At 37.4% G+C, this 25,265-nt stretch carries 21 protein-coding genes; 1 reads left to right on the forward strand and 20 read right to left on the reverse strand.

All coding sequences use genetic code 11. The features are described from left to right. Nucleotides 1–2: 2 nt before the first annotated feature. The 4 genes from PKC55_RS02315 to PKC55_RS02330 all read right to left on the reverse strand — a co-directional run bounded on the left by PKC55_RS02315 (nt 3) and on the right by PKC55_RS02330 (nt 5,664). Entirely contained in the window at nt 3–551 is a 549-nt protein-coding gene (locus tag PKC55_RS02315) for a nitroreductase family protein (protein ID WP_291125550.1), read from the reverse strand. A gap of 66 nt (nt 552–617) precedes the next feature. Continuing rightward, entirely contained in the window at nt 618–1,997 is a 1,380-nt protein-coding gene (locus tag PKC55_RS02320) for a sugar transferase (protein ID WP_291125552.1), read from the reverse strand. Between the two features lie 35 nt (nt 1,998–2,032). Further along, nucleotides 2,033–4,369, reverse strand: coding sequence for a type I DNA topoisomerase (gene topA / locus PKC55_RS02325; RefSeq protein ID WP_291125555.1), 2,337 nt, complete (start codon nt 4,367–4,369; stop codon nt 2,033–2,035). 218 nt (nt 4,370–4,587) lie between these two features. After that, nucleotides 4,588–5,664, reverse strand: coding sequence for a hypothetical protein (locus tag PKC55_RS02330; protein WP_291125556.1), 1,077 nt, complete (start codon nt 5,662–5,664; stop codon nt 4,588–4,590). Between the two features lie 208 nt (nt 5,665–5,872). Between PKC55_RS02330 and PKC55_RS02335 the strand changes: the two genes are divergently transcribed. After that, entirely contained in the window at nt 5,873–8,233 is a 2,361-nt protein-coding gene (locus tag PKC55_RS02335) for an outer membrane beta-barrel family protein (RefSeq protein WP_291125558.1), read from the forward strand. A 66-nt stretch (nt 8,234–8,299) separates the two neighbouring features. On the opposite strand, the gene aroB is transcribed toward PKC55_RS02335, so the two are convergent. From aroB to PKC55_RS02415, 16 genes are all read right to left on the reverse strand, one after another. After that, on the reverse strand, nt 8,300–9,355 hold the full coding sequence (gene aroB / locus PKC55_RS02340) for a 3-dehydroquinate synthase (protein ID WP_291125561.1): 1,056 nt from the start codon (nt 9,353–9,355) through the stop codon (nt 8,300–8,302). Between the two features lie 239 nt (nt 9,356–9,594). Beyond that, nucleotides 9,595–10,566: a methionyl-tRNA formyltransferase gene (gene fmt, locus PKC55_RS02345; protein ID WP_324371683.1), complete on the reverse strand. Its 972-nt coding sequence runs from the start codon at nt 10,564–10,566 to the stop codon at nt 9,595–9,597. A 117-nt stretch (nt 10,567–10,683) separates the two neighbouring features. Then, complete coding sequence (locus PKC55_RS02350; RefSeq protein ID WP_252638911.1) at nt 10,684–10,914, reverse strand: hypothetical protein; 231 nt, start codon at nt 10,912–10,914, stop codon at nt 10,684–10,686. A 96-nt stretch (nt 10,915–11,010) separates the two neighbouring features. Then, nucleotides 11,011–12,807 (reverse strand): chloride channel protein, encoded by a 1,797-nt coding sequence (locus PKC55_RS02355; RefSeq protein ID WP_291127553.1) that lies wholly within the window; start codon nt 12,805–12,807, stop codon nt 11,011–11,013. A 183-nt stretch (nt 12,808–12,990) separates the two neighbouring features. Further along, the gene (gene gpmA / locus PKC55_RS02360; protein WP_291127556.1) at nt 12,991–13,737 is read right to left on the reverse strand and encodes a 2,3-diphosphoglycerate-dependent phosphoglycerate mutase; all 747 of its coding nucleotides are present in this window, start codon (nt 13,735–13,737) and stop codon (nt 12,991–12,993) included. 75 nt (nt 13,738–13,812) lie between these two features. Then, the gene (yaaA, locus tag PKC55_RS02365; RefSeq protein ID WP_291127559.1) at nt 13,813–14,574 is read right to left on the reverse strand and encodes a peroxide stress protein YaaA; all 762 of its coding nucleotides are present in this window, start codon (nt 14,572–14,574) and stop codon (nt 13,813–13,815) included. 92 nt (nt 14,575–14,666) lie between these two features. Then, nucleotides 14,667–15,548 carry a glycosyltransferase family 2 protein gene (locus tag PKC55_RS02370; protein WP_291127562.1) on the reverse strand — a complete coding sequence of 294 codons (882 nt, stop codon included), beginning with the start codon at nt 15,546–15,548 and terminating at the stop codon, nt 14,667–14,669. After that, on the reverse strand, nt 15,545–16,996 hold the full coding sequence (locus PKC55_RS02375) for a lipopolysaccharide biosynthesis protein (protein ID WP_291127565.1): 1,452 nt from the start codon (nt 16,994–16,996) through the stop codon (nt 15,545–15,547). Before PKC55_RS02375 ends, PKC55_RS02370 begins: the two co-directional genes overlap by 4 nt. A gap of 155 nt (nt 16,997–17,151) precedes the next feature. After that, nucleotides 17,152–17,976: a translation elongation factor Ts gene (gene tsf, locus PKC55_RS02380; protein WP_135105105.1), complete on the reverse strand. Its 825-nt coding sequence runs from the start codon at nt 17,974–17,976 to the stop codon at nt 17,152–17,154. Between the two features lie 117 nt (nt 17,977–18,093). Next, a complete protein-coding gene (rpsB, locus tag PKC55_RS02385; protein WP_006842961.1) occupies nt 18,094–18,945 on the reverse strand; it encodes a 30S ribosomal protein S2 in 852 nt (283 codons plus the stop codon). A gap of 195 nt (nt 18,946–19,140) precedes the next feature. After that, the gene (rpsI, locus tag PKC55_RS02390; protein WP_006842960.1) at nt 19,141–19,527 is read right to left on the reverse strand and encodes a 30S ribosomal protein S9; all 387 of its coding nucleotides are present in this window, start codon (nt 19,525–19,527) and stop codon (nt 19,141–19,143) included. 6 nt (nt 19,528–19,533) lie between these two features. Beyond that, nucleotides 19,534–19,989, reverse strand: a complete 456-nt coding sequence (gene rplM, locus PKC55_RS02395) for a 50S ribosomal protein L13 (protein WP_006842959.1) — start codon at nt 19,987–19,989, stop codon at nt 19,534–19,536. 227 nt (nt 19,990–20,216) lie between these two features. After that, nucleotides 20,217–20,738 carry a GNAT family N-acetyltransferase gene (locus PKC55_RS02400; protein ID WP_291028633.1) on the reverse strand — a complete coding sequence of 174 codons (522 nt, stop codon included), beginning with the start codon at nt 20,736–20,738 and terminating at the stop codon, nt 20,217–20,219. A gap of 14 nt (nt 20,739–20,752) precedes the next feature. Further along, a complete protein-coding gene (locus tag PKC55_RS02405; protein ID WP_283686126.1) occupies nt 20,753–21,547 on the reverse strand; it encodes a thymidylate synthase in 795 nt (264 codons plus the stop codon). Nucleotides 21,548–21,792: 245 nt separating this feature from the next. After that, a complete protein-coding gene (locus tag PKC55_RS02410) occupies nt 21,793–22,602 on the reverse strand; it encodes a DUF4249 domain-containing protein (RefSeq protein ID WP_324371692.1) in 810 nt (269 codons plus the stop codon). A 20-nt stretch (nt 22,603–22,622) separates the two neighbouring features. Next, a complete protein-coding gene (locus tag PKC55_RS02415) occupies nt 22,623–24,971 on the reverse strand; it encodes a TonB-dependent receptor (RefSeq protein WP_324371694.1) in 2,349 nt (782 codons plus the stop codon). Nucleotides 24,972–25,265 lie beyond the last annotated feature (294 nt).

Below are 25,265 nucleotides of genomic sequence, written 5' to 3' on the forward strand. Positions count from 1 at the left end.
AGCTATTCTATTATTTGATTTATATTAAAATTTCCGATATGTACTTTTTCCCATTGTAATTTTTCATCGTCTATAGGGGAGCGCTCTTGTGCTTTATTTCCAAATATTATAACAGAAAGAACTTGCAGCTGTATCGGGATATTAAATAAGCTCTTGATATAGTCATTAGAAGCTTCCTCCTCCTCTGTATATCGCTCTCTGATTTGTATCCAACAACTTCCCAATCCCAAATCTTCCGCTTGTAACTGCATCATAATGGAAGCAATAGACGCATCTTCTATCCACACGTCGCTTGTTAATGGATCAGCCATAACTATAATAGCTAAGGCACAACCTTCTATCGGTTTACTTCCCGATTTTTTGCATAGCGACAGCTTCCTTAGCATTTCTTTATCTTCAACTAATAGAAACTGCCAAGGATTTTTACTCTTTGATGAAGGTGACTTTAGCCCAGCTTTGAGAATAGTCTCTACTTGCTGAGGTTTCAATGGTTCATCTGTAAATTTACGAATACTCCGACGATTTGTTACCAAATCTTGAAAATTATTCATAAGTCAATATGGTTTATAAATTCTTATTTTATTAATTGGTTCTACTCTCCTCTCCGGATATATAAATTAACGGCGAGTCAATTCTTCAACATCCTTTTCAATCTCACTGACAGATTTTACACCTTCGGTACTGCTTTTTCTAAGGAGTATATTCAGTGTTTGCATGATCAGTTTAATGTCTAAAGCATACGAATAGCCGTTAATATACAGCAAGTCGTATTTTAATTTATCCCTTACCGATGTATTATATTTACCTTGTACTTGTGCCAAACCTGTAAGACCTGCTTTAACCCTATGACGCAAGTTATATTCAGGCATCTCGGCACAGAACTGTTCTACAAAGAATGGACGTTCAGGACGTGGGCCTACTATGCTCATATCCCCTATGAGTATATTGTAAATCTGAGGTATTTCGTCCAATCTGGTAGCACGCAAGAAGTGGCCCAGTTTAGTTATTCTGCAGTCAACATCTTGAGCTAATACAGGGCCCGAGGCAGCTTCTGCATTTTCGACCATTGTCCTAAATTTATATATCTTGAAAACTTTGTTGTCTCGCGTTATGCGTTCTTGTGCATAAAATGCCGATCCTCCGCCTATTTTTAAAGCCAAATAGACAAATATGAATGGAATAGATAAAACAATCAGCCCCAAAATTCCTAAGAAGACATCCGTCAGTCGTTTAAAAAGCTCATTACTCTGTCCCAGTCCTAACTCTCTCACATCTAAAACCGGCGAATCATCTATTTGCAGGAAGTTCGCATTAAATTGGAGTATCTCCGAATTTTTAGGCTGATATAATACCGTCCGGTTACGTTCTATGCAATATAAAATAATATGCTGTTTCTGCTCTTCGGAAACATCTTCGGTAATGAACGTTATATCACATTCGTTGATATAGTTATATAAATTAAGATGGTCGGGAGAACAAACATGTTTCAAGTTAGACCATATTCCTTTTGCCTCCAATAATTTGTATGCCAGAGGTTGCGACTTCTCATAGCCAATAACGAGTACCGATTTCCCTTTATTTAAGCGAAAGTGCATTCTATTGGCAAAAAAGTGCCAGAACGTGATTGCTGCAATCTGCATGGCATAGGCAGTAAGAAGAATACTTCGGGGGAATGCAAATTCTCTGGCCAAGAAGCTTATAGCCATTGTGCAAAACAGTAGAGAGACTATAACCAGAAATACGGTGTACCCTATACCCAAAAAAGAAAAATCCTTTGGTTTATCTAATTCAAATATATGGCTTAAGATTAGATAGCAAATACCAATATACGGCCAGATAGCAACAAACGAAAACCAGTTTTCGGAGAAGTTGTCAAGGCTATCTTTAAAAATGTAGAAAGACCAAATTATCGAACCATATACGATGGCTAAATCCAACAAAGGTATTAAAATCTTTAATCCCCTGTATCCAAATATTTTTTCCAAAAATCTATTCATTCAACTGAATATAATAATTTTTAAAGGAAAAAATGCTACTTCTTCTTCGATTTTGCTTTTGTTTTAGTAGCAGGTTTCTCTCCGGTTGCCTTCACTATTTTCATTGCTGCGTCAAAATCTAAATCAGCAGGCACTACACCTTTCGGAATTTTATAGTTTGTTTTTTGATACGCAATATATGGACCATATCGGCCATTTAATATTTGTAAATCTGCGTCCTCAGTAAAAGTCTTTATTATCTTTTCAGCGTCTTTTTGGCGTTTATCTTCAATCAAAGAAATCGCACTATCTAAATCAACACTGTAAGGATCATATCCTTTAGGCAAAGATATAAATTTCCCGTTATGTTTTATATACGGACCAAATCTTCCTGTACCAACGCTAACATCTTTACTTTCAAACTCACCAACCGAACGAGGTAGCTCGAATAATTTCAAAGCTTCTTCTAATGTAATAGTTGTGATAGATTGTGTTTTTTGTAATCCTGCAAACTGAGGTTTTTCTTCTTCTTCCTGAACGCCAATTTGTACCATTGGCCCGAAACGTCCGATCTTTACAGATACCTGACGTCCCGATTTAGGATCAACACCCAGTATACGTTCTCCTACTTTATGATCTGTTTGAGTATTTGTTGCAGACTCTACAATAGGATGAAATACTTTGTAAAATTTATCTATAAGTTTTGTCCAGTTTTCTTCACCTTCGGCGATCTGGTCAAATTCTTTTTCTATATTGGCAGTAAAATTATAGTCTAATATCCCCGGAAAATATTCGATAAGGAAATCATTTACAACCACTCCTGTATCAGTAGGGATAAGCTTGCCCTTGTCTGTACCTGTGATTTCAGTTTTCTGTGTATCCGATATTTTTTCTTTTTTGAGGGCTAAGATATTATACTGACGTTCTGTTCCTTCTATATTCGACTTCTCTACATACTCACGGTTCTGTATGGTAGAGATAGTTGGTGCATAAGTAGACGGACGACCTATACCAAGCTCTTCCAGCTTACGAACAAGAGATGCTTCACTATAGCGACTAGGACGTTGTGTAAATCGTTCTGTGGCTGTCGCCTCTTTCATTTGTAGTGCATCCTGAACTTTTACAGGAGGAAGCAGGCTTGTTTCATTATCTATAATCTCTTCATCAGTACCTTCAAGGTATACATGCAAGAACCCGTCAAACTTGATAACTTCTCCAACTGCTGAGAATTTCATATCTTTCTCATTAGAGATACTAACTGTTACAGTGGTTTTCTCCAATTCTGCATCAGCCATTTGAGATGCAATAGTCCTCTTCCATATCAGTTCGTACAGTTTCTTCTCCTGTGCAGTGCCCGATATTGAGTGCTCATTTATATATGTAGGACGGATGGCCTCATGTGCCTCTTGTGCTCCTTTCGATTTTGTTGAGAAATGGCGAACTTTTGAATATTGCTTTCCATATTCAGATTCAATCTCATTTTTTGTAGTGTTAATTGCCAAACTAGACAAATTGACCGAATCGGTACGCATATAAGTAATTTTTCCCGACTCGTATAATTTTTGAGCAACCATCATTGTCAACGAAACAGGGAAGCCTAGTTTGCGAGATGCTTCCTGTTGCAATGTTGAAGTAGTAAAGGGAGCCGCCGGAGATTTTTTCATCGGTCTTGTCTCTACATCTTCAACTTTGAAGCTTGCTTCTTTAAGTTTTTCAAGAAGGTTTAGAGCTTCTTGCTTGGTTTTAAGTCGCTTGCTTAGTTCTGTCTTTATTTCGTACTGAGAGCCATTGTCTTCTTTTGTGAAAATGGCAATCACTCGATAAGATGCTTCCGATTTGAATTGTTGTATTTCTCGTTCACGTTCAACAATCAATCTTACAGCTACTGACTGAACACGTCCGGCTGATAGTGCGGGCTTTACTTTGCGCCATAGTACGGGCGACAATTCGAACCCTACAATGCGGTCAAGGACGCGACGTGCTTGTTGCGCATCTACGAGATTGATGTCTATTGTTCGGGGATTTTCTATTGCATTCAGAATTGCATCTTTCGTAATTTCGTGGAAAGCAATTCTTTTTGTTTTATTCTCTTCAAGCTTTAATGTCTTATACAGATGCCATGATATAGCTTCTCCCTCACGGTCTTCATCGGAAGCAAGCCATACAAGGTCTGCTTCTTTTGCCGCTTTTTTCAGTTCATCGACAACTTTCTTTTTGTCGGAAGGTATCTCATATATGGGAGTATAATTGTTCTCCAGGTCTATGCCTAAATCTTTTTTCTTTAGGTCTCTAATATGTCCGTAACTAGACATAACTTTAAAATCTTTCCCTAAAAATTTCTCGATAGTTTTGGCTTTCGCCGGAGACTCAACAATAACTAAATTTTTCTGCATACAATTAAATCAAGGCTTGTGTTATATTCAAGCATACTAAACGTAGTGTACTCGAATAATACATTCTCTTTTGAACGGCAAAAGTAGTGATTTTGTTTTAAATAGCAGAATAAAAATAATCTTAATGCCGTAATTTATTGATTTTTTGTATTGAAAATCAATAAAAAAGAAGCCATGTCTAAATTCTTTAAGCTTTTATTCGGAGTTATCTTAACAATTTAATTGAATAAAACAGGTTTTGATTCTATAGAAAAGTCTGAATAGCCGAACTCTTCAAAATTGTATGTCGATAAAATTCTCTTTACTATATTTATGAATGCGGCGTAATCATATATAATGAAGTCGATATACGAAAAGTGAAAGCCTGTAGCACCGCCTATCGTATTAGCAATACCATAGGGTACAGTTGCTTCAACGATCTTGTCTTCTATCTCTCCTCTGAAATTTATTATATCTTCGCGAGGCACATTTATATTTTCGAAGAATGCGAAACCAAATATCACTCCGTCCTGCTTCGCTTCATTAAAACGAGCGGTCTTTTTCCCATAGAAATCATTGAGGATGGAAGAACAAGAGGTGTATCCCGAAAAAATATCTTCTCGCAAAGTCCAATCACTATTTTCTTTTGGTTCTATACGATATCCGGTATATATTTCGGTTGGATTATCAAATTTAGGCCAATTATTTTCTTCTATTGTTTTGTTTATAAAAGACTTTAATTCTGTTATTTTTACAGTTGGCTTTTTGCTTTCTTCATTCACAAACGTAATAGAACCAATATATTCCATTGTATACAACTCTCCGATAAACAGATCTAAGTATATGAAGAGCATAGAGTAACGTTGGTCTTCGTCAAGACCCATCAGTTTGGATGAATATATTTCAATATTCACTTTGGGACTTTCATTCTCAATTTCGGGATAGATTTCAATATCATTTTCTCCGATTTCTATGCCATACATTGTAAGTGTAGAACCAGCTTTAGCATGTGCAGGCTTGGATGAATAGAAATTCCATTTCTCCCACAGTTCTTGTGGAGCATGTTGTAGCCAGTAGTGTAATTGTATCAAGCGAGAGCGATTTCCTTCAGATGTTAATATTAATTCATACTTTCCCTCATTGTTTATCCCCATTTCGAAGTAGATTTTATGGAAAGCGATTTGTAATATGCTGTCGACAAAGTTTAGTAGAGTTTCTCCTTCAACTTTATTATTCATCATTTCTCTTATCTGACTTTCTTCTTCCGAAAAAGAATTCCAGAATTTAGCAACTCTATTTTTAAATGAATTTTGCATGTAGTTAATTTTTTATTGTATAGATTTACTATTTTTTAGTAGTATTATTGTACTTACGTAAAAGTAGACTGTAAATCAAAGATAGATAATAAAACTCATTATCAAATACTCTTGATAACACTTGGTAACACTAAGTAGTAAAACGGAAACACATCATCAGCTTGCTGTTATCTACTTTTGCTATACGAAACGAATATAAAATAAAACTATGAAGCCATTTTTACTATTACTCTTACTAAGCATAGCTGTTGTAACCAATGCACAAGGATATATTCTGAAAGGCATAACAATGAATGAGTCGAACCAAACGGTGGAAGCTGTAACATGTATTCTGAGAAATACAAAGGATAGCCTTTGGCTGAAAACAACGATTACAGATACACAAGGTTTGTTTGAATTCAAGGGTATTCCTAATGGAGAGTATACACTCATTCTACAACACATGACATACGAAAAGGAGGAACACCCTATTAAGATACAGGATACAGACTTAGAAATTCCGCCATACGTTCTTCTTTCGTTAAATAAAGAACTGACTGAGATAGTGGTAAGCGGAGAGCGTCCTATCGTAAAATCTGAAGCGGGGAAACTAATTTATGATGCCCCTTTACTAATTAAGAATAAGGTGGTTTCAAATGCATTCGAAGCTTTACAGAATGTGCCAAGCATTACCGGAGTTGGTGACGATCTCAGCCTGATCGGAACATCAGCCTATACGATTCTAATCAATGGGCAACTCACCAGCATGAGTAAAGAGCAAATAATAAGCATGCTCAAATCAATCCCGGCATCCCGTATATCCAATATTGAAATCATGTATAGTGCACCACCTCAATACAATGTAAGAGGTGCTGCTATAAATATTGTACTCAAAGATAAGAATGCCGACTTACCAACTTTGCAAGGAGAGGCAAGTGCAGAGTATAAGCAAGCACACTATGCGGGATTTGGTGTAAGAGGAAGTTTGTTATATACCAAACCTTCATATAATATTGATTTTTCTATTGGTTCAGATAAGGCTAAGAGCTGGTCTACCAGCGATATGTTTGCAATACATCAGTTTGATGGGCATGCATACGATATTTCTCAGAAAAACTATTCTATGCCCAATCCCGAAAGCTTGAATACCCGGCTTGGACTTGGTTTCAATCTGAAAAATGAGGATAAGATAAAAATAGTATATACCGGTAACTTCGACAAATATGATGCAAGCCATACTTCGCAAACAAAATATCTAAAAGATGGTAATCCATACACAAGCATAGATTCGAAAGACGATGTAGTGGGGAATGATTATCTTCATAATCTAAAAGCGGAATATAACTCTCACAAGAAGCTAAATATAGGGGCTGATTATACCTTCTACAACGATCCTTCAACAACCAAGTATTACGACTATGAAGATGGTCAGATATTAAAAACTACCTTTAAAACCAAGACAGCGCAGCGTGTAAACAAAATCCTGTTATTTGCAAATCATACAGTGTCAACCAAAAGCGGCTGGGATTTTAATTATGGAGGTAATTTCTCATTCTCCAAAAACAACAATAGTTATGACTATTATAAGAACCCTGATAACACCGTTGTAGATTCAATAAATGATACCAAACAGAAGGAGTATAATGCATCTGTATTTGCCGGATTCTCTAAGCAGTTTGGTGAAAAGCTATCTGCCCAAGCATCAATATCCGGTAACTATTTTCGTGCGGCGATAAACATTATGGGCGAGAAGAAAACATTGTGGAATGATTTCCAACCATTTGTAAATGCAAATCTTAGTTATACTCATAACCAGCAGCTAATGTATCAATTGTCATTTTCTTCAGACATCAACTATCCTCCATATTGGGCATTAAGCACCGATCGTTTTAAGATCAACGCTTATTCATCGGCAGAGGGTAATCCTGAACTTAAATTCTCAAGAGAGTACAGAACACAACTGAATGTGATCTACAAGCAGAAATATGTTCTTGGGGCTTATTATGAGTACACTCCCGATAGATTCATACAATTGCCATACCAGTCTCAGAGTAGTCTAGAGAATATATTCCAAATGGTAAATCTCGATTACGAAAAGCAATTTGGAATATACCTCGTTGTACCTTTTGCAATAGACAGGGTGTGGGATACCAAGGCAACGATCAACCTTTTCAGACAAGAAGAGAAAGACGATGAGTTCTATGATGTTCCTTATAAGAGAAGTATGTATTCCTTTGTAGCACAGCTGCGTAATACATTCAATATATCTTCCAGACCCAATATAAAACTCGATGTATCAGGGTTTTATATGAATGGAGCTCTCCAAGGGATATATGATATCAAGCGCATGTGGGATATAACAGCCGGTGCTAAATGGACATTTTTAAACAACAAAGCCGAGCTGATGGCACAGGTTCAGGATATATTTAAAAGCAACGGTGCGACAACAAAGATCGATTATATGACACAGTATAGTACGATGAAGCTACATCCCAATGCTCCGGTATTTAAACTATCATTTACTTATCGGTTCGGTAATTACAAAAAGCCGAAAGTAGATGAGGTGGATACTTCCCGATTTGGAAGATAACAACTCTTCATACCAGACACTATTTTTTATAAATCCTCAGGGAATATGCTATTCCTTGGGGATTTATTATAACCCTACACTCTCGCGAAGAAAATCGATTGCATCGAAGATATCCTCTTTACTTGCCGTTTGATTGATTTCTATCTTACCCACATCCGAAAGGAAAGTAAAGTTTACTGTATCCGATTCATTTTTCTTATCATGCTTCATGTATTCATAGAGCCTTTCGTAATGGTCGCAATCGAAATAGAAACTATGATAGTTGTCTTTGATAAAATAAATGGTCTTGTACATTTTCTCTTTCGGAAAACCACAGAATCGATGAGAAAGATACAATTCGCAAATGATACCCCATGCAACAGCATAGCCGTGTTGAACAGGTTTGTTTAGTTCGTAAGACATACTTTCGAAAGCGTGCCCGATGGTATGTCCCAGATTAAGGGCTTTGCGTATTCCCTTTTCGAAAGGATCAATTTCCACGATGCGCTCTTTCACCCCAACAGAGTCTACAACCAACTGTTTCAACTTCTCATAGTCAATTTCCTCGGTGTCAAACGACATAGTTGCCAGCCACTCTTTATCACTGTCTATCAATCCATGCTTTATCATCTCTGCATAGCCCGACAAGAAATTCTGATGATCGAGGCTTTTGAAGAAGGCGGAATCAATCAGTACAGTTTCGGCAGGAGCAAAAGCTCCTATTTCGTTTTTCAATCCGTTGAAGTTTATCCCTGTTTTCCCTCCTACGGCAGCATCAACAGCACCGAGTAGGGTAGTGGGTATATTGATACACTTAATGCCTCGTTTGAAACTCGCCGCAGCAAACCCTCCGATATCCGTTAGCATTCCACCGCCAAGATTGATAAGTAAAGAGTGTCGGGTAGCTCCATTTTCTGAAAGATACTTCCAGATAGAAGACAATGTTTCTATATTCTTGTTGTCGTCTCCGGCCTTTATTATAATCTTCCCTGCTTTTGAAATCTGTGTATTATCTTTAACCAGAGGATAACACAACCTCTCGGTATTTTCGTCCGTTAGCAAAAACAATTTGTCGAAAGACAATCGGCTTAGGATATCAGACAAATCTCTATTCAGGTCTGTAGACTTTATAACTTTCTGCATTTGTTTATTATTAATTTGTTAACAATAAAAAGGTGACAAAAGTAACAGGTTTGTTATCCCTTTTCATTGTTACCTTTTCTTAGCCCCTTTCAGATTCAATTTTCTGTAAATCTCTGGTTAAAGAGCTATTATTAAAAAAGTAACAAAAGTGACACTTTTTTATTTATAGTATCTGTGTAACATTTTGTTTTTTATACACCGGAGTTTATTTATAATAAGATAAATTTAGTCAAACTAAATTATTTAAAATAAGCTCCTTCTTCTATTTTGTAACCTCTCAATACTTCATCTATCTTCATCGCTTTTTTCCCTGCAAACTGGATCTCTTCCACGCTGATAAGGCCATCGCTACATGCAACATGCAGATATGTTTTATTATCAGTCAGAATAGTTCCCGGCACTACTGTATTTGTAGAAGGCACAATCTCTGAACGATATATTTTTACCATTTGAGGTTCTTTTCCCTCACTAAGAAGTTCTGTCCATGCCGTAGGGTAAGGAGACATCCCGCGAATTAAATTATGTATTTCTCCCGCAGTTTTCTCCCAGTTGATGCGGCAAGTCTCTTTGAAGATTTTAGGCGCATGTTTCAAGTCTTTTTCATCCGAAAAGAACTGCTTCTGATCTACAGCATCTACACTACCCTCCAAGATCATATCAACTGTTTTTTGTACGAGTCCAGCTCCGACAACCATCAATTCATCGTGAATTTTACCTGCATTGTCATTTTCTCCTATCTTGATCTTTTCCTGTAGAATTATCTTACCTGTGTCTATCTCATGAGTAAGGAAAAAGGTGGTTACACCTGTTTCTTTATCCCCGTTTATTATAGACCAATTGATAGGTGCAGCACCGCGATATTGCGGTAGCAGCGAGCCATGAAGATTGAATGTTCCCAATCGAGGCATATCCCATACCACCTCGGGCAACATGCGAAATGCAACTACTATCTGTAAATCCGCTTCCAACGCCTTTAGTTCACTGAGGAAATTTTCATCTTTCAGCTTTTCGGGTTGTAGTAGAGTTAGATTCTGTTCCAACGCATATTTTTTTACAGCAGAATACTGTATTTTGTATCCTCTGCCGCTTGGTTTGTCGGGCATGGTTATCACTCCCACTATATTATATCCGTTTTCAACGAGCTTTTTCAGACTTTCTACTGCAAAATCTGGTGTCCCCATGAAAACGATACGCAAATCTTTCTTATCCATTTATTCTGATTGTTTAATGCAAATTTAAGTATAAAACGCTATTCTTAAAAGTGCAAAAGCGTAAAGATTGATAAATCAAACAATCTCTACGCTTCGTTTATTTTGATATAGATATAATCAGTATTGATTTTTTCTGTTATTCCTATCTATATTAAAAGGATCTTTCTTGAAAAACAATGCTTTAACAAGCCACATAACCAAAAAAGTAATACAAGCTATAGCGATTGTTGCCCCCGAACGCCATATAATGCCCCACTCGATGGGTTTAATTCCCCAGAGCGCCAAAACAGTCAAAGTAGCACCTGTAAGAATAATTACAGCCGAAAGAATACCTATAAACAGTCTCATAAATACCTAATTATTTAAGTTTTACTCTAAAAAGCAAAGATATAAAACTCTAGTAGATTTTATGTATTTATAAATATTATTTAGGAAAAAGCAGTGTCATTCTTCCACAAAGTTCTCAGCTAATACCCCTCTGTATACATCCAAAATGTTAGATTTGGAGATAAATCCCAGATATACATCATTCTGGTCTACCACAGGTAAGTTCCAAGCCTTAGTTTCGTCAAAGCTCTTCATTATAGATTCCATAGTCATACCTACAACCACAATAGCCGGAGGTGATGTCATAAAGCGTGATACCTTGAAACGGTTATATAATTCGGGGCGAAACATAATATTTCGGATATTATCCATAAGAACAATACCCAAGAATCTCTTTTGCTCATCTAAAACAGGAAAGACATTGCGAGATGATTGCGATATAACTCTGACCATATCGCCCAGGTACATATCAGGATTCACTGTCTGAAAATTAGATTCTATCAGTTTCTCAATATTCATCAGTGTAAGTACGGCTTTATCCTTATGGTGAGTTATAAGCTCCCCTTTCTTTGCCAGACGCATCGAATAGATACTATGTGGCTCAAAAAACTTGATCACGACATAGGAACAGATAGAAACAATCATCAGAGGCAGTAACAGTTCATATCCACCCGTCAGCTCTGCAATCAGGAATGTTCCCGTCAGAGGTGCATGCATTACTCCTGCCATTACACCTGCCATTCCCATTAATGCGAAATTCTCTTCCGGCAATAACGGAGCAAAGCCTGTTAGTCGTGAGTGATTTATAGTAAAAGAGAATACAAATCCGGCAATACAACCCAAGAACAAAGAAGGAGCAAATATCCCCCCTGTTCCTCCTGCACCGTTAGTTGCACTGGTCGCAAATACCTTCATCAGCAGAACTCCCGCAAGGAATAAGACGATAGTCCAACGGGTATCTTTAAATTCAAAGAAAACGCTATTGTCTAACAGACCGGTGTAGTTCTTTGTTCCACTGATCAATGCCTCTATTGTATCATAACCTTCTCCGTAAAGAGGAGGCATCAAAAATATTAATATACTCAATATGCTTGCACCAAACGCAAACTTTTGCCAGTATGACATCTTGCTAAATATTCCTTCTGTCCACCCCATAGCACGGGTAAAATAGAGAGAAACCAATCCGCAAAAAATACCCAGCAAAATAACATAAGGAATTCGTTCGAGGGTAAAAGGCTCTGTATAGGCATAATTAAACATTGCCGAAGTTCCCATAGTCAGGTATGAAATTGTAGCTGCCGTTACAGATGTTACCAACAACGGAAGCACAGTAAACGTTGTCAGGTCGAGCATCAATACTTCCACCACAAAAACCAATCCCGCAATAGGTGCTTTAAAGATACCCGCAATGGCACCCGCAGCACCACATCCGATCAGCAGCATCAGGTATTTCTGTTCTACCTTAAAGAAACGTCCCAGATTAGACCCTATAGCCGATCCTGTAAGTACAATAGGTGCTTCCGCCCCAACCGATCCCCCAAAACCAATTGTAATAGAACTGGCTACAATAGAGGTATATACATTATGGAGCTTTATAAAGCTTTTACGCTGAGATATAGCATACAATATTTTTGTAACACCATGGCTGATATCATCTCTCACGATGTAGCGAACAAACATTCCGGCGATTAAAATACCAACTATAGGATATATGAGGTACATATAGTTAGCACCTTCTGTGAGGAAAGGAGAAGTAAGAAGATGTTGTATAAAGTGAATTGCACTTTTAAGGATAAAAGCTGCTAATGCTGTAAATATTCCGATCAGGAAACTTACGAACAAGACCATCTGTTTCTCTTTTACATTTTGGGTCTTCCAGACAAGGAATCTGTTATAAAGTTTTTTGCGTGACATTTAATTTTAGGATTGAACTCCAAAAGTATAAAAAATTGGGTACAGAAATAAATAATTTTCACTCTATAGTGTTAAAACTAAAGAGACCAAACCAAAGTGTTGGTTTAGTCTCTTTTATTTTTCAGCTAGTCAGACTAGTTATTATAAAACTTCCACGCCTGTATGAAGGCTGAGTTGTTTATCTTATTTCTTTTTTCCCTGATTAGCAACAGCATCCATTAGTTTTTTGATTTCTTCAGGATCACCAAGGAAATAATCTTTCACGAGGTTCAAATCATTGTCGAATTCAAAAACGTAAGGTACAGCTGTAGGTAGGTTCAAGCTAACGATATCTTCGTCCGAAATTCCTTTCAGATATTTGATGATACCACGTAAGCTGTTTCCATGTGCTGCAACGATAATTTCATCGTGGCACATCAATGATGGGTAGATAACTTCTTGCCAGTATGGAAGAATACGATCTACTGTTTCTTTCAATGCTTCTGTTTCAGGGATATATGCTTTAGGTACGTCTGCGTAACGAGGATCTTGAGAAGCTGAACGAGGGTCTGTTGGCTCTAGTGCAGCAGGTGGAACATCGTAGCTACGTCTCCAAACAAGTACTTGCTCGTCGCCGTATTTCTCAGCAGTCTCAGCTTTGTTCAAGCCTTGAAGCATACCGTAATGTTTTTCGTTCAAACGCCATGTTTTTTCAACAGGAATCCAATCCAAGTCCATTTGGTCAAGGATATTGTTCAACGTTTTAACAGCTCTTTTCAGATAAGAAGTATAAGCTAATGTGAAATTGAAACCTTCTTCTTTCAATAGTTTTCCGGCTTTTATAGCTTCTTGTACTCCTTGCTCCGACAAGTCAACGTTTGTCCATCCTGTAAAGCGGTTCTCTTTGTTCCAAACGCTTTCTCCGTGGCGAATTAATACTACTTTTTTCATCTTTATTTACTGTTTTAATTATTATTTTCCAACTACGCAAAGTTAGTTAAATTATAGCGGAATAGCAAGTCGATCTTATCGAATAAATACCCATTCCTTATCATCCGAAAGCTGTGGTGCAAAAGTATATCCTTCGGTATCGAAACCCTTCAGGTGCTCTATGTCTTTCAGTTGATTTTGTATAATAAAGCGGGTCATCATACCCCGTGCTTTTTTTGCGTAAACTACTATTTGTTTATATCCTTTATCTGTCTGTTGTTTGAAGATAGGGGTTATGATCTTGTGTCCTTTAGGCAACAGCTTTTTATCTACAGCTTTGGCGTATTCTTTCGAAGCCAGATTGATAAGGACATTGTCGTCGGCTTTCATTTGTTTGGCTATGTACTTACTGATGGTGTCGGACCAAAATGCATACAAATCTTTCCCTTTATCGTTCACTATCGGGATTTGCATTTCGAGACGATATGGTTTAATAAGGTCTAGAGGACGGAGCACGCCATACAGCCCTGAAATATGTAGTAAATGTTTTTGAGCAAAATCAATATCTTCCGCAGAAAATGATTGCGGGTCCAGTCCCTTGTATGCTATTCCATTATAGGCAAATGCTGCCTGTTTTTGTGGTGTTTTGCTTAGAGGATATGCGTGGATGTATTGGTATACATCATGTGCCAGCTGAGGGTTAATACTCATTAGAGACGCTATTTCTCCGGGAGTAATACCTTCCATCGATTTGTACAATCCTTTAGCTTCTTTCGCGTAGAGTGGAGTGGTTGACTCTTTTATCGGAGCCGGCTTTTCAAAATCCTGCAACTTTGCAGGAGACATTATTATAATCATATTTTTATTTCTTTATAAGTTCGTAATAATGTAAATTTATTGTAGGAACAGATATTGCATTGTTAAAACACTTATACCAAGGTTTTTGTTGCTTATCGAGGAAGAAGACTTCTAATCTTCTTTCTTGCATAGTATATATATGCCCGGAAAGTATCTGACCTAGAGAAGGTAAAGTCTGAATCCGGCAGGATGTCTTTGAGGTCGGATGTCCTTCGAATTTTTTCTCGTCCCATGTATTTCAGAAGGCTTTTTCTATACTTGGCAGGTTTGTTTTCCAAGCAGTACTTTTTGTAAAGGTATATTTTCTCTGATATTTTCACCTTCGTTTCTGCGAGGCATTGCTGTGTGATTTGAAACTCACTGATTCCGATATTAACCAATATTTCGGGAGAGAATGCGAATGTATTATCTTTAGCCATAATCACCTGCATGTAGAAATCCATATCTACCAGCCATATCAGATTCGGATCGAAAAGATAGCCTTTGTTTCTGAAAATACATACACTTGGAGCACCCAGCCTATTGCCTGTGTATATTATTGTAGCATCATTCTGAAGTTCTGAGATAAATTCGCTGCTTGCTACATGGGGCTTCGAATTATTATGGTTATCCAAGTCGCAACTTGCCGAAAAAGCAATGTCGGCATTTGGATTTTCATCTAACAGTTTGACATACTTCCCTAAGCTGTCAGGAGAAGAAAACCAATCATCATGATGGAGAATTTTGATATATTCTCCTTTTGCTTTTTTTATTCCCTCGTTCCAATTCTCCGGAGAGCCTAAAGGTTTTTCGTTTTTGAAATATTTTATTCGCTCATCCGAATATTCTTCAACCAGTTTTTGTAGTGAGTTATCGGGAGAATCATCTGTGATAACGACCTCGTAATCTGTAAAACGCTGCTCTAAAATAGAGTTGAGACAACGTCTCAGAAAATCAATATGTTTATAAGCCGGGATACAGATGCTGACTTTCATTTCTTTATCCTTTTATTGGTAACATATTCGATGGCTTCTCTTAATATTCTGGCTTTTGAAAAATATAAAGTTCCTATATACAAAGCTCCTACAAATGCTATTTGGCATATCATTAATACAACAGGTTGGGATATCGCAAACCTGAGCATATAGCCACATAGTATACAAATAAATGATATTCCGAAATAAGGCAATAAATCTTTTATAAGTTCAACCAGACTGTAATTTATCAGCTTGTTAGACATTATAGAAGATACAATGTATCTGATAATGTAAGTTGTCGAAATACCCGCAATGTAATACAGGTAATCGAGCCCGAAAATAAAAGGGATGCATATAGAGCTGAAAATCAATATAGCATGCATAATTGTCAGAATAAGAATCAATCCCGATTTACCTTTTATCCTTAATATATCTCCATTTGTAGTTTCAAGGCCTGCAAATATACCGCCAATGCATAGCAGTTGCAGGATGGGAGCTGCTGAAAGCCATTGTTCTCCCAGTATGTACATAAATGATTGTGCTACCAATATTATGCCCATAAACATCGGGAATATGACAAATGCTTTGATCCTGATAAATTTTCTGAATATATATTTCAATCGGTGGTCATCATCGTGTATCGACGATAGGATAGGATAGGAGACGCTGTATATCGATCCGTTTAAGACATCGTTAGCCGAATTGTAATTTCTGTAAGCTAGATTGTATAATCCCCCGATACTTAAGGAGTAGAATTTCCCTAGTATGTTTTGGGGTATGTTTACCATTACAGAATTTATAATACTTCCCAAAACCAATTTCGAGCTAAATGCGAACAGATCTTTGAATGACTCTTTACTAAATGATCCCGATGGTTTCCATCTGCTGAATATCCACAGGCAACAAACTTTAAGGAATGTCCAGAGTACAACCTGGGTAGCTAGTGCCCATACTCCAAAGCCAAAGTAGGCAAGCAATAGTGTTACAGAGTATGATGTAAATACAGAGAATGCATTAATCTTGGTGATCAGCTTGTAATTTATTTCTTTTATCAGTTTGGCATTCTGTACTACAGCAAAAGAGTTAAATAGGAAGGATAGGAATAAATACCTTGACAAGTCTGTCAAAATAGGTTTATCGTAATAGTTGCTGATGAGTGGAGCCAGAAAGAATAGGAGCAGATACAAGAATATACCGATAGATATATTCAGATAGAAGACAGTGGTGTAATCTGCTTGTGTAATATTCTTCTTACGAATAATAGCACTCGAGAAGCCACTTTCGTGTAAGATATTTGCTAATCCTACAAATATGGCAAGTACGCCCATCAGTCCGTAGCCTTCTTTATCTATTAGACGCGCAAGTAATATTCCGGCAACAAATACAAACGCATTTTGGAGTAGCTTATCCAATACACTCCAACTCAGTCCGGATACGGTTTTATCTTTTAATGATTTTTCCTTCATAGACTCCTGTCGAGGAACAGTTTATCTTAATACTTTATTTTGAACGCAAAGCTACTAAAAAAAGCCATATCAATTTAATATCGTATGCGTATAAAAACAAAGAGAGCAGTTCTGAAAACTACTCTCTTCTATATATGATTCTTTAGAATCTCCGATTATTCAGCGTTCAAAGTATAACGTTGGAAACCGACAACAGTAAGTTCTTTATCGTGCGCAGCAAGATATTGAGCTATTGTTAGTTTTGGATTCTTAACGAATTCTTGTTGAAGAAGTGTAAATTCTTTGTAGAATTTATTTAATGCACCTTCTGCAATTTTTTCAATCAAGTTTTCTGGTTTGCCAGCTTCGATTGCTTTTTCTCTTGCGATGCTTAGTTCTCTTTGTTTGATTTCCTCAGATACTTCTTCAGGAACAAGAGCTACAGGGTTCATAGCTGCAATTTGCATAGCTATGTCTTTTGCTACTTGCTCGTCAACGTTTGGTTTGTTGAAACCTACGATAGAAGCTAGTTTGTTACCCGGGTGAACATAAGCAACAACTGTAGGAGCTGTAATTTGTTTGTAAACGCTGAACTCCATTTTTTCGCCTGTAACACCCATTCTGTCTGTTACAAGGTCGGTGATAGCACGACCGCTAACTTCAACAGCTTTCAGTGTGTCGATATCAGCCGGTTTGTTTTCTAATGCAGCATCTAGGATAGATTTAGTCATTCCTACAAAATCAGCATTCATTGCAACGAAGTCTGTTTCACAGTTTACTGCCACGATTGCAGCGAAATCGCCTTGAGTAGCAGCAAGTACACAACCTTCCGAAGCATCACGGTCTTCACGTTTTGCAGCAAAAGCTTGTCCTTTTTTGCGAATTATCTCAACAGCTTTGTCGAAATCTCCTTCAGCCTCGTTCAAAGCATTTTTACAATCCATCATACCAGCACCTGTCATTTTGCGTAGATGTTGGATATCAGCCATAGAAATTGCCATATTCTTTCTCCTTTTATTTTGGTTTATAATTATTCTCTATTGATTTAAAGAAAAAAGACCAAATAAATAATCTCTAAGAAGGCTTTCTTAGAGGCTATTTATTTAGTCTTTATACTATTACTCTTCGTCCTCTTTAGCAAACTTGCTGGCTACAGCCGCATTGATTGCTTCTTGGTCTTCTTTAGTTACAGCTTTTTTAGCACCTGCTTTTGCTTTCCGTTCTCTTCTTGGAGCTCCTTCTTCATCTTGAGCTTCAGCAGCAGCGCTATCTGCTTTTTCGATCTTTCTTTCTTCAAGACCTTCTTTGATTCCTTCGCAAAGGCTTCCTAAGATAAGTTCGATAGATTTTGCAGCATCGTCATTAGCAGGGATTACGAAGTCGATATCTTCAGGGCTAGAATTTGTATCTACCATAGCAAATACAGGTATACCAAGACGATTAGCTTCTCTTACAGCAATGTGTTCTTTCATTACGTCTACAACAAACAAAGCAGATGGAAGACGAGTTAAGTCTTGGATAGAACCCAATGTTTTTTCAAGTTTAGCACGTTGACGAGTTACTTGAAGTCTTTCTCTTTTTGACAAAGTATCGAAAGTACCGTCTTTGATCATCTTGTCGATAGTTGACATTTTCTTAATAGCCTTACGGATAGTAGGGAAGTTTGTCAACATACCTCCTGGCCAGCGTTCTACCACGTATGGCATATTCACTGATTGAGCCAAGTCTGTAACAACTTGTTTTGCTTGTTTTTTTGTAGCAACGAACAATATTTTTTTACCTGATTTAGCTATTTGCTTCAATGCAGCAGCAGCCTCTTCAGTCTTAGCTATTGTCTTATAAAGGTCGATAATGTGGATACCGTTGCGCTCCATAAAGATGTAAGGAGCCATAGCCGGATTCCACTTTCTCTTTAAGTGACCGAAGTGTACACCAGCTTCTAATAATTGGTCGAATTCTAATTTTGCCATTTTTAGTTTTTTTGTTTCGTTTACTTTCTTTTTCTGTTAGCGAATTGTCGGGTAGCTCATATTCAGAAGTCCCGGCAATTTAGATACTAAACGTAATTTTAGAGATGAGGCCGACTCATCATTATATATTAACCAACTTATAACTTTTAAGCGGCATATGCCGACAAAGTGTAATTGGGTAAGATAATATCCAAATTAACGTTTTGAGAATTGAAATCTTTTTCTTGCTTTCGGTTGTCCCGGTTTTTTACGTTCTACAACGCGTGGGTCACGAGTCATAAATCCTTCAGCTCTAAGAGCAGCCTTATCTTCTGGATTGATCTTAACCAATGCACGAGCGATACCTAGGCGTGCAGCTTCTGCCTGTCCTTTGTATCCGCCACCGTTAAGGTTGATCTTTATGTCGTACTTACCATCTACAGCAAGTTTACTTAGAGGTTGTTTTACAACATATTGAAGAATAGTTGAAGGGAAGTAATTGTCTAGTTCACGTTTGTTGATCACTATTTTTCCGGTTCCTTCGCTTACGAATACGCGAGCTATAGCAGCTTTACGTCTTCCTATTGCATTTACTACTTCCATTAATAATTATTTAAGAGCGTTAATATCTATTGTTTTTGGTTGTTGAGCATCATGTTTGTGCTCAGTTCCTGCATATACATAAAGGTTCTTAAGAAGGGCAGCACCAAGACGATTCTTAGGTAACATTCCTTTTACTACTTTATGCACTAAGCGGTCAGCTCCTTTTTCCAGCAAAACTGCAGGAGTTGCTTCTCTTTGACCTCCAGGATAACCTGTATATCTCAGATAAACGCGATCGTTCCATTTATTTCCTGTAAGTACAACTTTATCAGCATTGATGATGATTACATTGTCGCCACAGTCAACGTGTGGAGTAAAACTTGGTTTGTACTTCCCTCTCAGAAGTTTTGCCACTTTAGAGGCCATACGCCCTAAGGTTTGGCCTGTTGCGTCAATCACAACCCATTCTTTTTGTACAGTTGCTTTGTTCGCAGAAATGGTCTTATAACTTAAAGTATCCACTTAATTAAAAATTAATTTGGTTAATGACTTTTTTGATTCACACAACTATCATCCGTTCATCGAGCTAAGATATGATAAACGATAATCGTTTGTTAATCAATTTTTTACGTTTTATTTCGTAATAATCGGCTCGCAAAATTACTATTTTTCACGGAATTAACAAAATATAATAGAGTATTTTTGTCGAATTAATAGTATATAAACTGTATTTGCAGGGAGTTAGCGTATTATAAGGTTAATTCATAAAGACGGAACCATTTCAAATGCTCGTATCCGAGCCCTAAATCCACTATTCCTATGTATTCATATCCGTGCTTTTCGTATAAGGATATTGCTGCTGTATTATTTATGGAAACATCCAGCCGTATGCTTTTCATATTCAAAGCTGATGAATATTGTTTTGTGAAATTTATCAATTCGGATGCGACTCCCTGATTCATAAAGTCAGGGTTTGTTACAAGTGTATGAACTACTATAATATTACTGTAATCCGTATCAACTTTCCATTTAACCTGATTATATGCATCTTCCGGCGTATGGTTAAGGATAATACTTCCGAGGATAATATCATTCTTTTCCATAACGAAAAGACTCTTTTCTTCAATTCCTTTTATAGCAGTTTCTTTAATGGGATATACATGCTTTATCCATCCCGGATAATTTATATTAGCTTCCAGGTAATCATTTAAATTGTTATACAGATTTTCTAAATTATCTATATCGGAGATTAGCCCTTTCCTTATGTTCATATTATGGAAATCACTTAGACAGCAACTTCTCCTTTTATATGTGGATGCGGGTCGTACCCTTCAAGCTGGAAATCCTCATATTTGAAATCAAAAATGCTTTTTACCTCAGGATTGATTATCATCTGAGGGAGAGGACGAAAATCTCTGGTGAGCTGTAGTTTTACCTGATCTAAATGATTCGTATAAATATGAGCATCACCCAGTGTGTGAACAAATTCGCCTTCTTGCAATCCTGTTACTTGAGCCATCATCTTTAGTAGTAAGGCATAGGATGCAATATTGAAAGGAACGCCAAGAAATATGTCGGCGCTACGTTGATAAAGTTGTAAACTTAGTTTGCCATCAGCCACGTAGAACTGAAAAAAAGCATGGCAGGGTGGGAGGTTCATATTCGGCAGATCGGCAACATTCCATGCGCTCACAATAATACGACGCGAGTCGGGGTTGTTCTTTATTGTCTCTACAGTATTGGTTATCTGGTCTATATATCCTCCATTATAGTCGGGCCACGAACGCCACTGGTATCCGTAGATATGTCCAAGGTCTCCGTTTTCGTCAGCCCATTCGTTCCAGATGCGTACCCCGTGGTCTTGTAGGTATTTGGCATTGGTGTCACCAGCCAAAAACCAAAGCAGCTCGTATATGATTGATTTTAAGTGTAATTTCTTTGTGGTCAGTACAGGGAAGCCTTCTGCCAAGTTATAACGGCTCTGATGTCCGAAAACACTTATTGTACCTGTGCCTGTTCTATCTTCTTTGAATGTGCCTTCAGCCAGCACACGTTTCAGTAAGTCGTGATATTGTTTCATTGCAAAATATAGTGATATTAAGTACAAAAATAGTCAAAATATAGGACAAATGGGTATAAGGTGACTTCTTAACTTTCTAAACTATATCTTTACGTTGGCTTTATTGGTGTTGTGTCTTGGCTTTCGATATTCAAATCCTTGATTACATGGATAAAAAAAGTGAGTCAAAAGTAATTTAGATTTCTCTTTGTTTTGTAGAATTAAGACTAACAATCAGAAGTCTAAATTACTTTTGACTCATCTTTCTATTCTTCCCATTCGGCGGTAATAGTCATTTTCTCTACTGTGGATGCGGAGAAGTACCCTAATGCTCCTCCTTTGATATTGGAGGTAGGGTTTGTCTTCGAATCTTCGATTCTGCTTAATGTATAAAAGAAAGTGTAAGCTCCTTTATCAATACATTGAAATTCTACTTCAATCTCATCTCCCTGCTTGATCGGGTCTACATCATTATCCCTTATGAACACCGGTAAGTACTGGTGTATCGGGCTGCCGTCCATAAACTCAGCACTCAGCACCATTTCATTTACATCCGGCAATTGTTTTCCATTGATATATACAAGACACCGGTAGTACTGATTGGTCTCTCCTTTAGGATCGGAGAAGTGAATCATCGGAATAGCATATTTCATTACCGGAACTTTATACATCGACAATGAATCGAGTTTTACTAAAGGTGGAATTTTAGAAGTAGACGTATATTCCTTTTCTTCGTAGGTTACTGATAAGTTATAACTGCGCCCAATCACCCCTTTGATATTTTGTGCAACATACCAGCCTGTATTATCCTGTTGCAATGTCTCCGTGTTTCCTGCATCATCGGAGATTTTTACAATAGCTCCTTTTAAGAAAGGGTAGCCGCTATTATCATTAAAATCGAGCGTATGGCTTACTCTTACTTTAGCCAATTGATCTTGCTTTACAATACCTTCTATTTGTATGCGTGGTGTAACCGAATTAAGATCTACATCTATTTCTTTTTCACAAGAGGTTACTGCAAGCATTACAGCTAAAGCCGAAAGTACTATTATATATTTGTTTTTTATACTTTTCATAATTTTCCTGCTTTTTTAGTTTAAAACTTGAAGTTCCAAGAAACAGATGGAACAAATGTAAATAGTGAATATTGATAAGCTGTTGTCTTGCTTGGATCTTTCGTGTTGGTACGGAATTGAATCATATAAGCATTCTCTCGTCCATAAGCGTTGTATAGACCGAATACCAATTCCGACTGAAATTTAGAGGTCTTCTTTAGGAGACAGGTTGCACCTAGATCGAGGCGATGATAATTAGGCATTCTGTAGCCATTTCTCTCTGCATAGTACATTACATCTTTACCATTGACCTGATACTTTCCGCTTGGATAAGTAATCGCATTCCCTGTATAGAATACCCAAGCAGCCGATAACGACCATTTCGGATTGAGTTCGTACATTCCCACAATTGATAAATCATGCGTGCGATCTTGGAATGCATTATACCATCTGTCTTCATTTATGCCGTCAATCTTTTTCTCCGATTTCGAAAGAGTGTATGCTATCCACCCCGTAAGCCTTCCCTGACGCTTCTTCAGCGAAAGTTCTACCCCGTATGCTCTTCCTTTTCCCGATAGCAGCTCTGTTTCTATAACGTCATATCCTTCTATGTCGGCATTGTCCTTGAAGTCGAGCTGGTTTCTCATATCTTTGTAATAACCTTCGATGCTGAATTCGAACATATTATCATTGAAGTTTCTAAAGTATCCGAGCGACACTTGATCTGCTATCTGTGGCTTTACATTGTTGGAGCTGGATGTCCAACGGTCGAAGGGTGTGCCTTGTGCCGAGTATGACAGTAAGTGCATATTCTGTGTTGTGCGTGCATAAGCAGCTTTTATCGAAGATACTTCATTCAGTTTGTAAGCAGCTGAAAATCGAGGTTCGAGATTTATATATGTTTTTACTACTTTTCCCGATTTGTACCATGTGCTATCTAGTACATTATTATCTTGATCTAGCGTATAATATTGTCCTTTCCCCAACGCCAAGAATGCCGAAGCACGAAGTCCATATACCACCTCCAGATTATCAGTTATCTTGATCTGATTGGATATGTAAGCTGCATTTTCGGATGAATAGCGATGATGCAGATCTACCGAATTTTTTTGCTCCGAGTCCAGATTATAGTTTCCGGGAGCCAAATCATGGTATGTAGAGCTGACACCTAAGCGCCATTGGCTGTTTTTACTTTGCTGAAAGATAAACTCATGCTTTAAACCATAGTCTTTGATTTTAGCTGTTCCATTCAAGTTCATTCCTACTTCCATCCCAAAGTAGTAATCGTATTGATTATAAGATAGTGATGTACGAGAAGTCCATTTGTTATTGAAAGTATGACTCCAGTTAGCTATCAGAAAACTATTTCCCCAGTTCACCTCGGCTGCATCTTTTAATACCATTTTGTCTCGTCCCAAATATCCAGAAATAGATATCTGGTCTTTATCAGACAAGGCGAAGTTCAACTTCATATTCAGGTCATAAAAATACAGGTAAGCATTTTTTGCATCTTCTATTCCCGACATACGTGCCAATGCATCGGCATAGGTGCGTCTTGCCCCTATCAGGAAAGATGATTTCCCTTTTTGTATAGGCCCTTCGGCATTCACATTAGATGAAATAAGCCCGATGCCACCGGCTACATGATATTTCTGATTGTCACCATTACGTTGTTGAACATCTAAGATTGATGCCAAGCGTTCTCCGTACTGCGCCGGCATAGCTCCTTTATACAGCGTTACATCACGTAATACTTCCGAGTTGAACGTAGAGAAGAAACCCATCAGATGGGATGCATTGTAGAGCGATACATTATCCAGTAAGATAAGGTTCTGATCGGCACTACCCCCGCGTACATAAAACCCTGAACTGCCTTCTCCGGCACCTTGTACTCCGGGCATTAACTGTATCGATTTTATGATATCACGTTCTCCGAGTAGAACCGGAATCTTATTTATTGTTTGTATCTCCATTTTCTCAATCCCTGTTTGTGGTGCGGATACATTTGCATCGGGACGCTCGGCAGATACAACAACTTCACTCAAACCAATTGTAGTTTGTACAAGTTCGATATCTTTTTTTATATTTTGGTTAAGAGAAATCTTCAAGGTTCTTTTTTCGAAGCCGATATAATCAACCTTTAATGTGTATTCTCCTTTCGGAAGAGTGAGGGCATATTTCCCATTCTCATCTGACGATACACCGCTGCCATTTCGGTTTTCTATTATAATTGGAACTCCTATCAGTGTTTCTTTTGTACGAGAGTCAACTACTGTCCCGCTAATTTTATAGGTTTGTGCACTTGTTAAAACCGGAATTATAAATAAATGTAAAAGCCATAGAAATGAAACCCAAGTCTTTTTGGGTAAAAGATTTGCATGTACTAACATAAGTAGGTTTAAATTTTTAAACAAAGTTCAATTTGTTTATATTAATGTATAAGTTTTTATCTATTCAGATCTTAGTGGTTTTAGAAAATAGAACCATTAAAATCTATGTTTATTATATTCCTTCATTCGGGATTTAACAAAAGAAGGATATGATTTTGATAATGCAAAGTTAGACCAGATCATATTAACCAACAAGTTGAAATCGATAAATGCATATTTTTTCTCGATGAATTAACTCTAAATGTGCATTAATTATAGTCACTATCCTTCTTCTCGAATATAGCGTGAAAATTC

Source organism: Dysgonomonas sp. (genome assembly GCF_035323175.1).
In the GTDB taxonomy this organism is placed as follows: Bacteria; Bacteroidota; Bacteroidia; order Bacteroidales; family Dysgonomonadaceae; genus Dysgonomonas.